Raw genomic sequence first — 17744 nt, forward strand, 5'->3', positions numbered from 1 at the left:
TCACCCACCCGGACATCGCCGGGGTCGCGACGTCGATGACCGGGTGCTGAGCGCGCTCGGACTCACCGTCGACGCCGCTGGCGCTGTCTACGCGCGGCCCGACCGCCACTCGGGTGAGCGGCCGAGAATTCCCACGATGCGGGCCAGGGTTGCCGTCGTGTCCGCGACCTCGAGTGCGGGGCCGAAAGCAGTGCGGGGGTGGAGGCGAGCCATGCCGGTGGGAACCGCTTCGGCGATCCGCAGGGCCGTTGGAGCCAGGTCGGAGTCCACATCGATGTCGTGGCCGACCGATCGGGCGACATCCCAGGCGTGGACGACGCTGTCGATGAGATGGAAGCCGAGCGCGGTCGCGGTGGGGAAGTGACCCGGTGGGATCTCGGGGAGAAACACGGTACGGGCCTCGCATGTGGCGAAGGCTGCGACGACGTCGTGAGCTGACCGGACATAGTCACCGATCGGATCGACGGCGTGGTGCACCAGCCAGACCGCCGGATCGTTCACACCGCGAGCGGCTGCGGCGAAACCGCGATTCTGGGTGCCCATATGTTCCAGCAGCGCACGCAGATCCCATCCGGCACAGGGTGTTTCGATCGACAAGGACGCGCCGGACGCCGCCTCTACCGCGTCGATACTCAGCCGCACGGCACGCTCGTGCCGGGCGAGCAGCAGTCGATCTTCGTCCGAAATAGTACGCATGCGCTGACCGTACGCCCAGGCTTATGATCTGCCAAGGGTTATCGATCGATCCGCCCCGGCGGTAGATTTCGACCATGCCGAAAGCGACCCGCCCGGATCTCGCGGCCATGCTCGTACCACTCGGCCGTGCGCTGACCGAAGCGGAGCGGCCAATCCTCGACCGGCACGGGCTCACGATGTGGGCCTACGTGGTGCTCCTCGGCCTCGACGAACGCCCCGTCCACACCCAGGCCGCGCTCGCCAAGGCGATCCGGGCGGACAAGACCCGGATCATTCCCGTCCTCGACGACCTCCAGCAGCGCGGCCTGATCCTGCGTGAGCCCGATCCGGCCGATCGGCGCGTCAACCTGATCAGGCTCACTCCCGACGGCGCGAGCCTGCGCGACCACACCCAACGCGACATCCAGGAGCAGGAGCAGCGGCTGCTGGCCGAGGTTCCCGCCGCCGATCGCCGCACCTTCCTTCGAGTACTGCAACTGCTCGCCGACCGCACCGGAACCGGCTATTCGCAGCCGTGAAGAACGACATCGACCACCTCTTGGGTCATATTGACCACGGCATCTGAACGGGCTTTCTGGGGCCACTGCCTTCCGCGGGTGCATGCGTCGAGTGCGAATCCGGTGGATGCGCTCGTGCACGAAGGTGCGGTGAATCCGCGGCTGTCGTTGCCTGCAGTTCTGGGCAGTGATGTCGCCGAAATCGGCGCAGGCGTCAGCGATTTCGCGGTGGGTGATGAGGTGTATTCCACCTCGGAACTCACCGAGGGTGGAGGCGCGTACGCCGGATACCATGTCGCGTCCGCCGCGGTCGTGGCGCCGAAACCGTCGGCGCGGAGAGCGTGGCGCGCAGCCTGTCCGCCACCGAGACGGCGGCAAGGTAGCTACGATCCTCGCTCCGGACGGGTCACTCGACTCCCTGTATCAGCGCAACCAGAAGCTCTATGGCATCTTCCTCACCCGGGAGCGCGCACGGTTCACCGAAATGGCCCCGGTTTTCGAACGCGGGCCGGCACGTCCGCGGATCGGGAAAGTTCTTCGCCTCGACCAGATCGCTGAGGCCCATCGACTCCTCGACGCCGGACACAACAGCGGCAAGATCGTCATCGACATCAACTGACGACCCGAACTTCGAGGTAGCGGGCGAGCAGGCGTTGCGGTCACGACGGCAGCGACTCCAGCGGGCTCGGTAGCGGACCCACCGCCAGCGGGCCCCGCGTATACACAGTGTCAGCCGGGCGTGCATCTGCCTCGTGGGTGGATTCCAAAGATGTTGGGCAGTGCTCAACGAGTCGGCGCAGGCTGGCTGACCGCCGATTCGCCAAGGACGCGGCACTCTTCATCGGGCTGGCGATGACCGTCACGTCGGCCACACCCAGTGGCTCGACTCCGGTCGGCGGGCGCTATGACGGCTCCCCGGCGCCGCGCGGACACTGATCTACCCGGCGCCGGAAGGCCGCACCACGCGGATCAGTTCAGTGCGCCGTTGTAGTCCGGGAACTTGAAGGTGCGCTCGGCATGCCCACCGGACAGGTCCGTCGGGCTGTTGCCGATATTGGCGACGATCGTGTAGCCCTTGCTCTCGATGTCGGCTCGGCTCGCGGTCTTGTACTCGGCCAGGCCGGCATTGCCCGCCGACAGCGTGGTCGGCGCGCTGCCGTACAGCGCGTCAACCGGGTAGCCGACCGAGGTCAGGTTCGCTTGCGAGTAGGCGTTGACCAGGGCGGGCCTGCCGGTGACGAAGATGATCGCGGCGCCGTTCTGTTTCGCCCAGGTCGCCAGGCCGAGCACCGGCTGGATCGCCGGGATGATCAGGCCGGTGTTGTAAGTGGTCTCCAGCGTCGTGTTGTCGATGTCGAAGACGATCGCGGGCCGTGTCGCGCCGGGCAGCCGACCGGCGAGATAGGTCTTCGCCTCGGCCACGACCGGGGTGATCTCGCCGATCCACTGCGCGTACGGCGGCAACTCGGACTGGTTGCCCGACAGCGAGGACGAACCGCCGCCGGACAGCGACGACGAACCGGTGTCGGCGCCCGCGGCGGGCAGTGGAGCTAGGAGCGCGGCCGCGACACCGGCGACGATCGATGCAGTAACACGTTTCATCTGTCGCACGCTAACAGCGGACCGAGCCACACAGCTTCACAATCCGTGCAGTGGGACTGCTACGCGGGACCGCCCACTAAATCGGCGTCGGACACCTCGGCCCGGTTCAACCGCTGCGAGATCACCTGGCGGAACTGCAGTGGCGAAGCTCTGACCTCGGGTCAGCTTGTTCACCTGAACGGCTGCACGGCCGAAGGTGGGACATGGACGCTAGGAATAGCAGGAGGTTCACATGCGGCTGGCGCCCAGGTTCGAGGCTCTATTTCGGTGCCGGGCTGGTGTGTGAGCGAGAGAATCGTCAGGGGCGATGGAACTCTGGGGTCATGCGTGCCCTCCACGATGAGCGGCCGGACCCGTGCTTCGGCGGCGGGCACACCTGCGGTGATCGCTAAAGCGCGTAGCGCGGTGAACGACAGCCAGAAGAACGCGCTGTCGGCTATGCGCGGTCGCAGTGCGTCGCGCGGTGGGGGAGGCGGTGTGCGCACCCGAGCCCAGGGCAACACCGTGCACCGCGGCCAGCCAGTGCCAGGGGCGGAATGCCAGCGACCGCTGGCAGGACGGTGGTGCGGAGTACGGCTTGGGTGGTGTTGCCGACTACGCCGGCTCCCGGCGCGATGCAGAGCTCGGTCCCAGAAGAAGACGTGCGCACGGTCCGTGCGCACGTTGTTCTCTTCGGTGCGCTGAGCTTGGTGGATATCGGTGGCGCGGCAGTCAGGTTGGAACCGTCTGTTCAGATATCGGTGGCCGGATGCTGTGGTTCGGCATCAAGTGGAATGTATCCGTCGCAGTTGGCTCATTGGGTTGTCTGAACAACCCGGCAGTACATGTATCAATATAGATATGCGAATCTAAGCATTGAATTACCCACTCTTTGCAGCGTTGGAAACCATCCTCGGTCACATGCATTGGCTACGGAGCAGGGAAGGCCTCGGGCCAAATGCGTGGCTCGGTCGGCGTAAGCGAAGATTCAACTCGCCGAGAAGTGTCCAACCCGGCAGCGGCAAGTTCTTCGAAGGTTCCCGTGCGGATCTGATCGAGCGCGCGACGACCGAAGGCGATGTCCCCGTCAGGTCCTCAACGCGGATCAGCCGTATTTGGGCGAATCGCCATCGCGAAGCCTCAATCCAGCGCGGCGAGATGATGTAATGAGCGCCAACGGGTTCCGATCCATCGAGGAGGCACATCGCATGCGCTCGAGATCGATTTTCGCCGTAGTTTCCACCCTGGTCGCGTTGCTCTCCGGAGCACCGGCCATCGGTGCGGCCGCGCCGGCTGGACCGTGCAGTCCGGGCACTCCCGACACCGCGCCGGCGACCACCACTTTCTATGACGACGACCGCCAGTATCTCGGTCCCGACCCACTACCGACGCAGCCACCGGTCGGTCCGCTCCTGGCTGGATATCAGCGATTCGGGGCCTTGAACGCTGACCAGTTCGTCGCGAAATACCGTACCGAGCAGGGGTGGTGGATCTACCCACCCGAGGACGGATTCGTCGTGCGTGCCGGACACACCATGCGCCACCCGCAGGCATTGCCACCGGGTAAACGGGTCGACCGCTTCGGCTACGCGGGCGGCAAATTCCTCGCACCGCAAGATGACTCGTTTGCCGCCCGGGCCCTACCGCCGCAGAACCTGAACACCCCGACCGGCACACCGCTGAGCAACTACCACCTGTATTGCGTGCTCAAACCGTTCCAGGTCGACGCGGGCCCGATCGCGGCGTGGTTCGAACAGCCCGGTGGCGGCACCCAGTACAAACTGGAGTCGAACTACCTCCCCGAAGCCGGTCCGGCCCTGAGTGTCACCTGGCTGCTGCAGAACGGCTACCTCGTCGAAGAACGACCTTCCTGAGCGGAGTGACCACCATGAATCGCCATGAACTCGCCGACGCCCTCACCGTCGCCGGCTTGCCTCCCGAGTCGTTCCAGATCGCCGACGTTCACGAAACCAGTCCACCCCCCACCGACTTCTGGTTCCTGCGACCCGGCTCCGACGATGGCTGGGAGGTCGGTGCCTACGAGCGTGGACGATTCGACGTGCGGGCGAAGTTCGACACCGAAGCCGATGCCGCCCAATGGATGCTGAACACGCTCACCGGCGCACCATCGAACTGACGAAAACTGGTGCCGCACCGACAATTCGGTGCGGCACCCGCTGGGTCGGCCTAGTACTGCAGCTGCACTCAGTTGAGCGAGTGGCCGCCTCACCACCACCCGAGTATCGGCTGCAGCTCCCGCCCGAGTGGTCCGGCCAGGGACCGGGAGTAGCTGGCGGTGAGGTGGTGCTCGTCGTGATAGATCAGGATGTTGCCCTCCGCCACCGCGCACAGCGTGGGCTCGCAGACCGCGTCCGTCATGTCGATCGGGAAGACACTAGGGAACGCCGAAGCCGGTTGCAGCCCTGGGTTGATCGGGTCGAGCGCGTCTTCGCGGCGCATGCCGCAGCTCCTGCGGTTCCCGCCGCCTGCCAAACAATCGGTGGCTTTGTATCGGACGGTTCCTCGGCGCAGCCACGGGGTGTCGCGGATGGCGACCACGTTGAGACCACGATCAGACAGCGCCGTCCAGACGGCGAGATAGTCGGCGGGAGTCTCGTCGCCGCCTTCGTCGCGGGGCCGTGTTCCGGTGGTGAAAACCCAGTCGGGGCGGTCGGCGTCGAGGCGGTTGATCACTTCGGTTGACCAGTACCGGCAATCGGGGATGGGCTCGCCTTTGTATGTGGCGTCCTCGGCGAGCGTGAGCGGGCAGCCCATCTTCAAGTACACCTGGATGCGGAACGAGTGTTCGGTGGCGAGCACCTGGAGTGCGGGCAGCCAGTGTTCGGCGTGGGAGCTCCCGACGAGTGCCAGCGTCCGATCGGCCTCCGGGTCACCGTAGGTACAGGTGACGACGTCGCGGGTGGCCCAGTCCGCGATACACCCGTCCGCTGTGGGCGGGGGGACTTCGGTGGGCGCGTCGAAGACGGTGGGTCGCATCGGCTCGTCGGGAGTCACCGCGCCGGAGGCCAACGCCTCCGCACCCGGGTACTTCGCCGGGTCGAGCTCCCAGGCGGCGACCGGTGGGTGGACCTGGGCCACTGTGAACTGCCAACCGGCGGTGACGGTGATGGTCGCCACCAGCAACACCGCGACCGTGGAGGCGACCAGATGTCGCGATCGTGAATGCCTGACATCGGGAGTGTCGATGCGCGTAGTGCGTTGCCGCAGTGGCTGTTCGATCCAGCGGTGTGTCATCCAGGCCAGAACAACCGACAGCCCGATTACCCCGGTGCCGCCAACGATCCCGGCGTGGGTGTTCCCGCGTTCGGTGAGGAAGAAGATCAGGATCGGCCAGTGCCACAGGTACAGGGGATAGGCGATATCGCCGAGCCACCGCATGGCCGGGTGAGCCAGTAGCCGGTTCGCCAACGGCCAGTCGGCATACCGCAGCCGTATCGCCGACAGGATCACAGCAGCCGTCGCGCAGACCGGGAGAAGGGCCGCGGGCCCGGGGAAACGGTTGGCGCCGTCGACGATGAGCCACCCGCACAGCACGACACCGAGAGCGCCGAGCACCGAGAGCGCGACACGCACCTGCCGCCACAGCACCAGCGAAGGCGCGACGACGGCGAGCCCGGCGCCGACCGACAATTCCCACCCGCGGGCGAAGCTGTCGTAGTAGTTCCATCCTTGATTCGTCGCGGTGCCATAGGCGGCGTAGCAGAACGAGGCCACGGACACCGCGACCACGATCCCGCCGACAGCGGGGCGAACTCGACCCGGTCGTGAGAGCCGAGTACACAACCAGGCGACAGCGGCGACCACCAGCAGCGCAACCGAGTAGAACTGGGCCTGCACCGACATCGACCACAGATGTTGCAGCGGGCTGACCGAAGGATCAGCGGCCAGGTAGTCCGACCATGTCAGGGCGAGTTGCCAGTTCTGGTAGTAGAACAGCGACGACAGAATCTGTGCCGCCCCTGTCGACCATTGCGTATACGGCAGCAACAGCACCGACGCGACGACGACCGCCGCCAGCACGACGGTCATGGCCGGGACGAGTCGGCGCAGGGTGCGGCGCACGACCCACCACGCCCAGAACGGTTCCGACGCCGCTGCCCGACGCAGCAGCAAGCCCGTGAAGAAGTACCCCGAAAGCACCAGGAAGACGTCTACACCGCCGGAAACACGACCGAACCACACATGAAAGACCACGACCAACGCGATCGCGAGCCCCCGCAAGCCGTCCAGATCGAAGCGGTACTCCCACTGACGGTTGGTTCGCGTCGCGGTGGCGAGGCGAGCCTGCTCGGTCGAGTCGATCGAATCGGCGTCAACATCGGTCACAACCGCTGACACCACCCTGCCGAGATCACATCAGGCACAGGCGAGCCGGCTCCCCGGCGAACGGACGATGACGACGACATGACAACTCTCCTATCACGGTCGAAACCACCAGGTCCATTCGCGCTGGTACGCAACGAGTTACACCATCGCGGCGGTGAGCCCGCAGGCCGTTCCAGATCTGAGCAGAGCTCGACGGATCCGAGGATCGGTCACGCGGCGGGGGAGAGGAAGGTCGATCGTTCGAACTCGCGGTGGCGCACCGCGTGGACGAACGCGGTGTATTCGAGGCGATCGAAGAAGAGGCGGGCGGTCCCGGCTGATGCTCTGCACTCCGGCGCGGCGCTGAATTCGTAGAGGCCGTCGAATCTTCGATCGACGACGAGAGCTCCCCGGATGGGCCGGCCTGCTCGGATCGCGGCTTGCAGGGCCTCGAACTGGTGGTGGTCGAGGGTCAGGCATTCATCGAGTGGGACCGGTTGTGTCGCGGTGTCGACGGGGCCGGCGAGTTTGTCGTCCCAGATGATGGTGCGGTGGTTGTCGCGGTAGACCATCACGCACGCCTGTTGTGGGGAACTGGCGGCCGCTTTACGAAAATATTGAGCGGGCGGTGTCGGTAACGACATGGTGGATCCTTTCGAACAGCGCTGTCGGCGACGTTGCCGACAGCGCGGGCGCACACTACGGCAGGCTGCCGATAGCGGCGAAATTGCAGGGGCGGGCATAGTCGTCGTAGTCGATCGGCTGGTCGGGCCGCCAATCCGTGGCGTAGGTGATGCCAGGGTCGGCGATGGTCCACCCGTCGAAGAACGTCTGGAACTGCGCACGGGTGCGCAGGGTGACCGGTGTGCTGGCATCGGTGAAGACCGCAGCACCGGCGGCCACCTGCGCTTTGATCTCCGGGCCCGCGTCTTCGAGGGACACATGGGTCATCGCGATGTGGCTACCGGGAGCCAGCGCGTCGCGCAGTTGCGCGACGATCTTGCCGGGCTCGCTGGCGTCGGTGACCCACGGAAGCACCGAAACCAACAGCAGCCCAACGGGTTCGCTGAAGTCGATCAGGCGTTGGGTGTCGGGGTGGGCGAGGATGCGCCCGGGCTCGCGCAGGTCGGCGTCGACCATCGTCGCGGTGTCGGTGACGCCTTGCTCACGCAGCAGGTCGCGGGCGCGGTTGATCGCTTCTTCGTCGTTGTCGACGTACACGACGCGGGAGTCGGGGGCGAGCTCGCGCGCGACTTCGTGGGTGTTGCCGCCGGTCGGCAGGCCGGACCCGATATCGAGGAACTGGCGAATTCCGGTGCCCGCCATGTGTCGAACGGCGCGGCCGAGGAACCGGCGATTGTGCTGAGCCCACAACGGATAGAAGGGAATATCGGCGTAGAGCCGCTGGATGAACGGCAGGTCCGATTCGAAGATCACCTCGCCGGTGACCATGTGGTGATAGATGCGTGCGGAGCTGGGCTTGTTGGTGTCGATGGGGCGGGGCTCGAAGTCACTGTCGGACATCGTGTTTCCTCTGCGGTTGAGGTGGGGCCGGTCTATCGCTGGATGGTCGGTCGGCTGCGGAGTCCGCGGACGAGGTGTTCCATGAACTGACGGGAGTCGTGGGGGCTCAACGCGGTCATCGTCAGGCGGTTGAAGATCTTGTCGCGGATCCCGACAGCGGGTTTGTCGTCGATGTAGCGGATCTCGCCCTGGGCTTCGATGACGGCCATCTCGAGATCGCCCGCGGCCCCCGGGGAGGGCACGCGAACCAGGATGTAGCGGTCCTCCATGCCCGCGCCGGGTGCTTGGTGGGTGAAGGGCATGACCTGGATCTGGATGTTGGGGCGGCGGGACAGCTCGAGCAGATGGGTGATCTGGGCGAGCATCACCGTGTCCCCGCCGTAGGTCCGGCGCAGGCAGGACTCCGACAGGATGGCGTGGAACTCGGGTGCTCCCCGCTTGAGCAGGATTCGCTGACGTGCGATGCGGGCCTGCACGTAGTCGTCGACGGTGACCGCGCCCGGGTCGTCGGGGTCGGGTTGCAGGGGTTCGTGCAGCGCGCGGATATAGCTCTCGTGCTGCAGCAGGCCGGGAACTATCTCGGCACCGGTCTCGCGCAGGCGATCGGCCACATCCTCGAGGTCGACGAGTAGTCGTAGCTCCTCGATGTAGGCGCGGCGATAACCGGAGTTCCAGAATCCGCGGCGGTGGCTGTCTTCGCGGAGATCGAGCAGGATCGCGATGTAGTCCTCGTCGGTGACGCCGAGCTTTCGGACCAGCTCGTCGAGCGCCTGGGCGCTCAGGTTGCCTGTGCCGCCGATCACCGCCGCGATCCGCGACTGGCTGACCCCGATCGTCTTCCCCGCGTCGGCCTGGGTAGTTCGAGACCGCCGCAGGAGCGCGTCGATCTCGCGACCTAGCAGCACTTTTCGTGCGGTTCGTGCCATGGATCCCACCGTATCGGGCTGCTGGGCGGCGGATGCCACCAGTTTCGCAATCCTGATTATCAGGTTAGATTATCAACCAAGATTATTTGGCGAACAAGTCAGAGGGTGAGTCCGGACTGTGACATACCTTGCGGCGCAACAAGAGTGGGGCCCACTCATGGACGTCACCGACTCCGAAGCCCTGCGCGGCTATCCCGACGCTGGGGCCGTGAACAGCTGGGGACAGCGACTTCGGACCTATCGCCGCGCTCGATTAGGGCTCAGCCGTGGGGATTTCGCCGAGATGATCAACGATCGTGCTCGTCGCGACAGCATCAATGTCGCGTGTTCGGAACGCCATGTCGCGCGCTGGGAACTCGGCGAGGTCCGCAGGCCGAGCAAGACCTACCGCAGCCTGCTGGCTGTGCTCGGCGCACCGATACCCGAGATCGACTCCGTACCCCCGGCCCCGGCTGTCGGGATCGCTGATGCGGCGGGGTCACAGTCTCCCGGATCTCCCGGTGCCGGGACGCATCGCGGCGCGAATGCGACTCTGCTGGAGGCCCTCGCGACCGCCGTCGTAGGTTCGGCCGACATCCTGACGCCCTGGCTGCCGTCTCTCGACGGTCCCGAGAGCGTCAGCGACACAACGCAGCTCGACCTCGATGTCGTACGTAGCGCCATCGCGGAACTGCGGGAAAAGGACCAGCGACACGGGGGCGGCTCAGTCGCGCGCACGGCTGTCGACCTTCTGAAATCGACCACCGCGCTGCTGGCTCAGTACCGCGGACACACGGCACTCGCGCACTCCCTGCTGGTCGCTACCGCCGACCTGTCCAGGCTGATCGGATGGGCCTACCACGACATCGGTGATCAACAGCGCGCTCGCCAATTCGCGACATTGGCCCTGGTTTCCGCGCGGCGGGCGGGCGTGGACAGCCTGGTGGCGTCGACGCTCTACGTCCTGGGTCGGATCAGCTTGATCGAGCGCGACCCACGCGTTGCCCTGCGGATGTTCCAACTCGGGCAGTTGCCCGCCCAAGACGCCGCCGGCGGTGGGGAATCGGCCCGCTTGTATGCCAATGAGGCATGGGCGCACGCCATGATGGGCGATGTCGGCCGGATGCGGACCGCGCTCTCGCGCGCCGAGGAAGCGATCGGCAGGGTCGCGGACCCCGTCGAGCCGTGGACCCGGGTGTTCTTCACCCCTGGAGAGTTCACCGGTATGCAATCGGTGATCTACAACGAGTACGCCCTGACGGCCCGCGGACAGACCGCTGAACGCTATACAGTCGAAGCAGTCGATGCCGCCCGAGTCTCGTTGGCCGCGTCCACACCGGGGCGACCGGTCCGCAGCATTCTGTTCGACAACATCACTGTCGCCACCGGCGCCTTCAGGCTCGGACAGATCGATGATGCGGTCTCGTTCGCGGCGGCTGCGCTGGACATGACCGGCCAGGTCGACAGCAGGCGAGTCGGCGACCGACTGGGGCAGCTGGTGCATGCCGCGACCCTCGCGTCCTCGCGATCCGATGTGCGGGAAATGTGCCAGGTGATCCGGCGGACAGTTCGCGCCGACCAGCACGCTCCGCGTTCGGCGTCTCGATACCGCCTCGCGACCGCGTAGCACTGCGGGCGCGCGTCCAGACCAGTCGGCAGATGTCATCCGCGCATGGCGACACCGAGGACATGTCCGGTCGAATGTCATTGTCGCAGAGAATGTTTGGGATTGTAATCGAACAATGATCACCACGACCCCTAGACGTGGCCAGCGGGACATGGCCAGACGCCAGTGCGCCGGGTGTGTGTAATGAACGGAGTGAGGCACGCGGGCCGCTCTACCGCGACGCCTGACAACCGCGGCGTGGCGGACGTGCGGGCACGGACCGCGGAGGGATTGCTCGAAGCCCGCCAGCTACTGCTGGCAGTCGCCGGGAATCTGCAGGGCGGTTCCCCGTTGATCGAGTGGGCGCGCGAACTGGCTGATCTGCATGCGACGCTGCTCACCGCATCGGTATCGACCACCCGCCGGCCGGCGGACTTCGATGCCACCGTCACCAGCGGTCGGATCAACACGGTCATCGGCTTGATCGACGAGTGGGCGTCGTGTCACCTTCCTCGTCCCACCTCGGGCCGTCGCCACACCCATTCCCTCGGCGAGGTGATCAGCCACGTAGCCGACAACTACACCCAGGTTCAATGGACACTGCGCCACACCAAGAGCGCCGAGCACCAGCACCATGCCGTCCTGCGATTCGCTCAAGTCCAGGAAGGCTATGCCGATCTGGTCGACGACATTCGAGCATTGCGCGTCGCGCTACCGCTGGGACGGGGCAACCAACCTGTCCGGAACGAGGGCAACGGCACAGCATCGGGGCTCAGCGGCGCTGCCGTGCGGTCGTCTGACCTGGGGTAACGAGGTTCAGTGCACGGTCTCGGAGAGCTGAAATAGTCAGTGCGCGCAGAGGGTTCGCAATTCGAATTCCTCGGGTAATATCGCCGTCGGGGGGAGCACGAGATGAAGGTCTTCGGCTGCCCCTATACCGATATACCACCATCTCCAGGGGATGAAACTTGATCGACATGGCACCGAACCCCACCTCGCGTCGGCGCTTCGCGCGACGTTCCGGCATCACTTCGGTCGTCGCGGCGGCGGCGGTCTGCGCGGCCCTCGTATCCGGCTGCACGAAAGACGATTCGGCCACCACGGCGGGTCCGGCGCCCACCGGCCAGTTGCCCGAGGGCGCGCAGATCGTGAAGGAGTCGGCGAAGACCACGCAGACCCTGCACAACGTGCACCTGAAGATCAACGTCAAGAACCTGCCCGACCTGCCGGTGGAAACCGTGTCCGCCGACGTCACCAACGAGACACAGGGCTCGGGCGCGGCGATGGGCGAGGCGAAGGTCAAGCTCACCCCCGAAGCCTCCTTCACCGAGGCGAAATTCCTTGTGGTGGACAAGGTCCTCTACACCCAGACCGGCGGCCGCTACGTGCCCGCGGGTCCGGCCGAGAAGGTCTACGATCCGGGCGTCATCCTGGACAAGGACAAGGGCATCGCGAATGTGATCGCCAATATCCAGAACGCGAAGACCGAGGGCCGTGAGGTGATCGACGGCATCAACACCGTCAAGGTTTCCGGCACCATCGACGCCGCCGTGATCGACCCGATCGTGCCGCGCATCGGCCAGAACGCGGGCACCATGCCGATCACCGTGTGGATCCAGGACACCGCCCCGCCTGCCTCCGATTCCACCAAGCCCTCGGATGCGGCCTCCACCGGCGACGGCCCGAATCTTGTTCGCGCCGTGGTGAAGAAGGACCAGGGCGAGGTCACCGTCGGCCTGTCGAACTGGGCCAAGCCGGTCAACATCATCAAGCCCGCCGGCTGATATTCGCCGGTAGTACCGGATCAACCCACACCGGTCCGGGGTCAGCGGAACCTGGCACGCAGTGCCCTCCGCAGCCCCGGGCCGGTGTGTCGTCTGGGTGTCGTCAGCGGTAAACGAATCACGAACGCACGAGTGCGCATCCAATAAGAGAATGTTCAGCGAGATGCAAGGCGCCACAAGGACTATACGTGTCGGGACGCTGGTCGGCAGGGAACACGCATCGGAAGCCGATCGGACACGGAGGAAGAACTAATGACGATCGATGATCGACCTGATGAAGCGGAGCGCGAGCTCCCGCCACCGCCGGGCCCGGGGGGTCGTCCTCCCGTCAACAACGTATGGGTTTATAACGGAAGAGCCTACGACCTGAGCGAGTGGATCTCCAAGCATCCAGGTGGTGAATTCTTCATCGGCCGCACGAAAAATCGCGATATCACCTCGATCATCGGTTCCTACCACCGTGATCCGGAAAAAATCGGGCGGATGATCGAGCGTTACAGTCTCGGTCGCGATGCCACGCCCGAGGACATCCATCCCAAGAACAACGCCCCCGACTTCCTGTTCAAGGACGGCTTCAACAGCTGGGACGACACCCCGAAGTACAAGTTCGACAACAAGTCCGATCTACTGCACCAGGTGAAGGCCCGGCTCAAGGAGCCCGAGCTGGCCGCGCGACTGAAGCGCATGGACCGCGCCTTCGACATCGTCGTCGGCGTGCTGATCTTCGCCTACATCGCTGTGCAGGCGCTGCGTCTCTACGACACGAGCTGGATGCCGTTGCCCGCCTTCGTGATCGCGATGGTGCTGCTGCGCAGCTCGCTGGCGGGCTTCGGCCACTACGCGATCCACCGCGCGCAGAAGGGCTTGAACAAATACGCGGTCAACGCCTTCGACATGAACTATGTCGCACTGTCTTTCGTCACCGCCGACGGCCACGCGCTACTGCACCACCCGCACACCCAGAGTGAAGTCGACATCAAGAAGAACGTCTTCACGATGATGATGCAGATCCCGCGCCTGTACCGGGTGCCGGTGCACACCGCACACAAGTTCGGACATCTGTTGACGGGCATGATCATTCGGCTCCTCGATGTCTGCCGGCTCACCCGCAAGGTGGGCATCAAGGATATGTACGGCAGCTGGCGCGGCGCGCTGCCGCACTTCATCGGCTCGTTCGGAATGCGGTTCCTGCTGGTGGCCGAGTTCGTGGCCTTCGCCTTCGCGGGCGATCTGCTCGCCTGGGGCCTGCAATTCGTGATCACGCTGTGGATCAGCACCTTCATGGTGGTGGCCAGCCACGACTTCGAGGTCCCGACCGAGGAACTGCACATCGAGACCGAGGACTGGGCGGTGAACCAGCTCGAGCAGGCCTACGACCTGACCGTGGTCGGCAACAAGTATGTCGACTGCTTCCTCTCGGCCGGGCTGAGCTCGCACCGGGCGCACCACGTACTTCCGTTCCAGCGCAGCGGGTTCGCCAATATCGCCTCGGAGAACGTGGTGCGTGAGGAGGCCGCGAAGTTCGGCGTGGAGTGGCTGCCCGCCAAGAGCTTCTTCGGAGATCGTTTCCCCAAGCTGTGCCGGACCTACCTGCTCGCACCTTCTCGTGCGGCCGAGGAGAACCGGTGGGGTTTCGTGCGCGAACACTGCGCACCGTCAGCGCTGAAGACCTGCGTCACCTACACCGCGCAGGGCTTCTCCGGCATCGGAACCGTCTGACCCGGCCGTTGCCACCTCTGATCTGTCTCGAAAGGATAAGTGCCCGTGTCTGTTTCCTTTGACCTGCTCCGCACGCCCGACGTCGAGCGCGGGCACGACCTGCTACCACCCGCGCCGCCGACGACCGTCGGCGTGATCGAAGCGGTCGCCACCGGTTCGCCCTCGCTGGTCGTCGATCAGTCCGTGAACGCGGGCCGGGTCGCCGAAATGTTCTCCGATCCCGCGCAGCGCCAGCGCATTCCGCGGATCTACGCCAAGACCAGGATCGACACCCGTCGCCTGGTGATCGACCCGCTCGATCCCGGGTTCCTCGAGTTCAGTCGCAAGCCCGGCACCATCCGGGAGCGGATGAACCTGTTCCTCGAGCACGCGGTGCCGTTGGCGGTCGACGTGGCACGGCGCGCGGTCGCGGGACTGGAGAATCCGGCTGAGGACATCGGCCAGCTGATTTTCGTGACCAGCACGGGCTTCATCGCCCCCGGCGTCGACGTCGCGGTGGTCAAGCAGCTGGGCCTGTCGCCGAAGGTCGGCCGGATGGTCATCAACTTCATGGGCTGCGCCGCGGCCATGAACGGCATTCGCGCCGCCGTCGACTACGTCCGGGCCCATCCGGACAAGAAGGCGATGGTGCTGTGCATCGAATTGAGTTCGGTCAACGCCGTTTTCGACGACGACGTCAACGATGTGATCACCCACAGCCTGTTCGGTGACGGCTGCGGCGCGGTGGTGATCGGCGCCAACCAGGTGCACAAGCCACTCGCACCCGGCAGCGTCGTGATCCGCGACAGCTTCAGTCACCTGTTCGACGACGCCGAGGACGGCATCGTGCTCGGTGTGAAGGACGCCGGCATCACCTGCGAACTCGCGACCAGCCTGCCCGACTACATCTACCGCGGTGTCGACCCGGTGGTCTCGGAGGTGTTGGCGCGCAACGGACTCGGCAAGTCCGATATCGAGTTGTGGGCGATCCACCCCGGTGGTCCCCGCATCATCGAGGAGTCGGCGCGTTCGCTCGGCATCCCCGCCGAACTGGCGGCGCCGAGCTGGGAGGTGCTCGCCGAGCACGGCAACATGCTCAGTGTCTCGCTGATCTTCGTGTTGGAGCGGATGATCCGCGACGCGCAGACGGCGGCACCGATCTCGACCGGTGTGGCGTTCTCGTTCGCACCCGGAGTCACCCTCGAGGGCATCGTGTTCGATGTCATCCGCAGCTGAGAGCGCAGTCAAGTCATGCATCTGCTCCGTTTTCTCGCCGCGCTGTCGCCGGCCAGGATCGCGGCCGTCGTCGCCGCGGGCCTGATCTGCGGCGCCGCCAACACCTACCTGGTCACGCTGATCAACGCGGTCGTCTCGCCGCGCCCGCAACCGGACAATCTGCTGCTCCGCTTCGGGGCGACGGGTCTGGTGATCCTCGTCAGCGGTGTGCTGTCGCAGGTTCTGCTGATCCGGCTCTCCCAGGATGCGATCTACCGGCTGCGCAGTGATCTGAGCTCCGGAATCGTCTCCGCCCCACTGGAACACCTCGAACGGCTCGGCATGCATCGCCTGATGGCGACGCTCACCGAGGACGTGCGTTCGCTGTCGCAGGCCGTCACCGCCATCCCGTCGATCTGCGTGGATGTGGCGACGATCGTCGGCTGCTTCGTGTTCCTGGCGGTGGTGTCGGGACCGATCTTCGCGGTCACGGTGGGCGGCACACTGGTCGGCATCGCGTGTGTGGAACTGGTCCTCAAGCGGGTTCGCGGTATCTACCGGGAAGCCCGAGAGAACGAGGACGCGCTGTTGCGATCGTTCCAGGCCGTGACCCTCGGCATCAAGGAACTGAAGCTGCACCGTGGTCGGCGTCGTGACTTCATGGACCGGCACCTGCTCGGTTCGGCGGGCACGCTGCGCGATCAGAACACCGACGCGGGCTCGAAGTTCTCCTACGCCCAGGGCTTCGGCCAGGCGTTGCAGTTGGGCACGATGGCGCTGATCCTGTTCGTGATCGCGGCCGCACTTGATCTGCCGCGCGAGACGATGGTCGGCTACGTGCTGGTCACCACGTTCCTGGCGATGCCGATGCAGAACTTCATGCACCGCATCCCCGACCTGCTGCGTGGTGATGTGGCGCTGGCCAAGATCCGTGCGATGAACCTGTCGATGACGACGCTGCACGACGAGGAGTCGCTGCCGTATTCGGAGCGTCCAGCGGCAGGGGAGGCCAAGCTGGAACTGACCAACGTCAGCTACATCTATCGTTCGGAGGCGCCCTCGCAGGTGCCACCGCCGCCGGGATCGCACGGGCCGGGCGGGCATCCGCCGCGTCCGGGGATGCCGCCGCGTGAGGGCAACGGCAGGCCGCCGCATCCGCATCCCGCGCATCCCGGTGCCCATCCGGGTGGCACGCAGGTGGATGTCAACGGCAAGAAATGGGTCGACCACGGTGGCACCGATGTGCGTCCGCTGGCTCCGCCGCCCGGACTCGACGAGTCCGACGACGCCGGTTTCCGGCTCGGTCCGATCGACCTGGTTTTCGAACCGGGCCAGATCACGTTCATCGTCGGTGGCAACGGCAGCGGGAAGTCGACGCTGGCCAAGCTGATCACCGGTCTGTATGTGCCACGCTCGGGGTCGTTGTCGCTCAACGGGGAGAGGATCGACCACGACAACATCGAGTGGTACCGGCAGAATTCGTCGGCGGTGTTCACCGATTTCCATCTGTTCGAGGACTACCTGGGTTTCGACCGTCCGGGTATCGACGCCGAAGTCCAGCGTTATCTCGACGAGTTGCAGATCGCGCACAAGGTGACCGTGCAGGACGGGCGGTTGTCGACGGTCGATCTGTCACAGGGGCAGCGCAAGCGACTGGCCCTGCTCACCGCGCTGCTCGAAGACCGCCAGATCTACGTCTTCGACGAATGGGCCGCTGATCAGGAGCCACGCTTCCGTGACGTGTTCTATCACGAGATCCTCACCGATCTGAAGCGGCGCGGGAAGACCGTCATCGTGATCACCCACGACGACCGGTACTTCGATTGCGCCGACCAATTGGTGAAGCTCGACTTCGGTCTCGTCGCTGTGTAGTGCGTGAACGCCGGCCCCACCCGGGGCCGGCGTTTTCGTG

The 17744-nt window shown here is 65.4% G+C and carries 16 protein-coding genes and 1 pseudogene; 11 read left to right on the forward strand and 6 right to left on the reverse strand.

Going from position 1 to position 17744, the window contains the following annotated elements; all coding sequences use genetic code 11:
- Positions 1 to 87: 87 nt before the first annotated feature.
- A complete protein-coding gene (locus ASD42_RS21370) occupies positions 88 to 696 on the reverse strand; it encodes a TIGR03086 family metal-binding protein (protein ID WP_056819473.1) in 609 nt (202 codons plus the stop codon).
- Positions 697 to 770: 74 nt separating this feature from the next.
- Here ASD42_RS21370 and ASD42_RS21375 point away from each other — a divergent pair, with 74 nt between their 5' ends.
- The 3 genes and pseudogenes from ASD42_RS21375 to ASD42_RS21380 all read left to right on the forward strand — a co-directional run bounded on the left by ASD42_RS21375 (position 771) and on the right by ASD42_RS21380 (position 1812).
- Complete coding sequence (locus ASD42_RS21375) at positions 771 to 1214, forward strand: MarR family winged helix-turn-helix transcriptional regulator (protein ID WP_056819475.1); 444 nt, start codon at positions 771 to 773, stop codon at positions 1212 to 1214.
- A 129-nt stretch (positions 1215 to 1343) separates the two neighbouring features.
- Positions 1344 to 1460: pseudogene (locus tag ASD42_RS35870) on the forward strand (NADPH:quinone oxidoreductase); the annotation flags it as partial.
- Positions 1461 to 1485: 25 nt separating this feature from the next.
- Positions 1486 to 1812, forward strand: coding sequence for a zinc-binding dehydrogenase (locus ASD42_RS21380; RefSeq protein WP_056819477.1), 327 nt, complete (start codon positions 1486 to 1488; stop codon positions 1810 to 1812).
- Positions 1813 to 2162: 350 nt separating this feature from the next.
- On the opposite strand, the gene ASD42_RS21385 is transcribed toward ASD42_RS21380, so the two are convergent.
- Entirely contained in the window at positions 2163 to 2795 is a 633-nt protein-coding gene (locus ASD42_RS21385) for an HAD family acid phosphatase (protein ID WP_056819479.1), read from the reverse strand.
- A 1187-nt stretch (positions 2796 to 3982) separates the two neighbouring features.
- Between ASD42_RS21385 and ASD42_RS21390 the strand changes: the two genes are divergently transcribed.
- Positions 3983 to 4648 carry a TNT domain-containing protein gene (locus ASD42_RS21390; protein ID WP_063893707.1) on the forward strand — a complete coding sequence of 222 codons (666 nt, stop codon included), beginning with the start codon at positions 3983 to 3985 and terminating at the stop codon, positions 4646 to 4648.
- Positions 4649 to 4662: 14 nt separating this feature from the next.
- Positions 4663 to 4911, forward strand: coding sequence for a hypothetical protein (locus ASD42_RS21395; protein WP_063893708.1), 249 nt, complete (start codon positions 4663 to 4665; stop codon positions 4909 to 4911).
- An 89-nt stretch (positions 4912 to 5000) separates the two neighbouring features.
- Here ASD42_RS21395 and ASD42_RS21400 read toward each other — a convergent pair whose 3' ends face one another.
- The 4 genes from ASD42_RS21400 to ASD42_RS21415 all read right to left on the reverse strand — a co-directional run bounded on the left by ASD42_RS21400 (position 5001) and on the right by ASD42_RS21415 (position 9550).
- Entirely contained in the window at positions 5001 to 7121 is a 2121-nt protein-coding gene (locus ASD42_RS21400) for an acyltransferase family protein (RefSeq protein WP_056819483.1), read from the reverse strand.
- 209 nt (positions 7122 to 7330) lie between these two features.
- Positions 7331 to 7744 carry a hypothetical protein gene (locus tag ASD42_RS21405; RefSeq protein ID WP_131816466.1) on the reverse strand — a complete coding sequence of 138 codons (414 nt, stop codon included), beginning with the start codon at positions 7742 to 7744 and terminating at the stop codon, positions 7331 to 7333.
- A 55-nt stretch (positions 7745 to 7799) separates the two neighbouring features.
- Complete coding sequence (locus tag ASD42_RS21410; RefSeq protein ID WP_056819487.1) at positions 7800 to 8624, reverse strand: SAM-dependent methyltransferase; 825 nt, start codon at positions 8622 to 8624, stop codon at positions 7800 to 7802.
- Between the two features lie 32 nt (positions 8625 to 8656).
- Positions 8657 to 9550 carry a helix-turn-helix domain-containing protein gene (locus tag ASD42_RS21415; protein ID WP_063893695.1) on the reverse strand — a complete coding sequence of 298 codons (894 nt, stop codon included), beginning with the start codon at positions 9548 to 9550 and terminating at the stop codon, positions 8657 to 8659.
- Between the two features lie 157 nt (positions 9551 to 9707).
- Here ASD42_RS21415 and ASD42_RS21420 point away from each other — a divergent pair, with 157 nt between their 5' ends.
- The 6 genes from ASD42_RS21420 (at position 9708) to ASD42_RS21445 (ending at position 17704) form a co-directional block, all read left to right on the forward strand.
- Positions 9708 to 11156, forward strand: coding sequence for a helix-turn-helix domain-containing protein (locus ASD42_RS21420; RefSeq protein WP_131816465.1), 1449 nt, complete (start codon positions 9708 to 9710; stop codon positions 11154 to 11156).
- 183 nt (positions 11157 to 11339) lie between these two features.
- On the forward strand, positions 11340 to 11945 hold the full coding sequence (locus ASD42_RS21425; protein ID WP_156677531.1) for a hypothetical protein: 606 nt from the start codon (positions 11340 to 11342) through the stop codon (positions 11943 to 11945).
- 167 nt (positions 11946 to 12112) lie between these two features.
- A complete protein-coding gene (locus tag ASD42_RS21430) occupies positions 12113 to 12919 on the forward strand; it encodes an LppX_LprAFG lipoprotein (RefSeq protein ID WP_056819493.1) in 807 nt (268 codons plus the stop codon).
- Between the two features lie 252 nt (positions 12920 to 13171).
- The gene (locus ASD42_RS21435; protein WP_084787233.1) at positions 13172 to 14638 is read left to right on the forward strand and encodes a fatty acid desaturase; all 1467 of its coding nucleotides are present in this window, start codon (positions 13172 to 13174) and stop codon (positions 14636 to 14638) included.
- A gap of 45 nt (positions 14639 to 14683) precedes the next feature.
- Positions 14684 to 15853, forward strand: coding sequence for a type III polyketide synthase (locus ASD42_RS21440; protein ID WP_056819495.1), 1170 nt, complete (start codon positions 14684 to 14686; stop codon positions 15851 to 15853).
- 15 nt (positions 15854 to 15868) lie between these two features.
- The gene (locus tag ASD42_RS21445; RefSeq protein ID WP_056819497.1) at positions 15869 to 17704 is read left to right on the forward strand and encodes an ATP-binding cassette domain-containing protein; all 1836 of its coding nucleotides are present in this window, start codon (positions 15869 to 15871) and stop codon (positions 17702 to 17704) included.
- The last annotated feature ends 40 nt before the right edge of the window (positions 17705 to 17744 follow it).

Origin of the sequence: Nocardia sp. Root136 (assembly GCF_001427185.1) — a bacterium.
GTDB classification, from domain to species: Bacteria; Actinomycetota; Actinomycetes; order Mycobacteriales; family Mycobacteriaceae; genus Nocardia; species Nocardia salmonicida.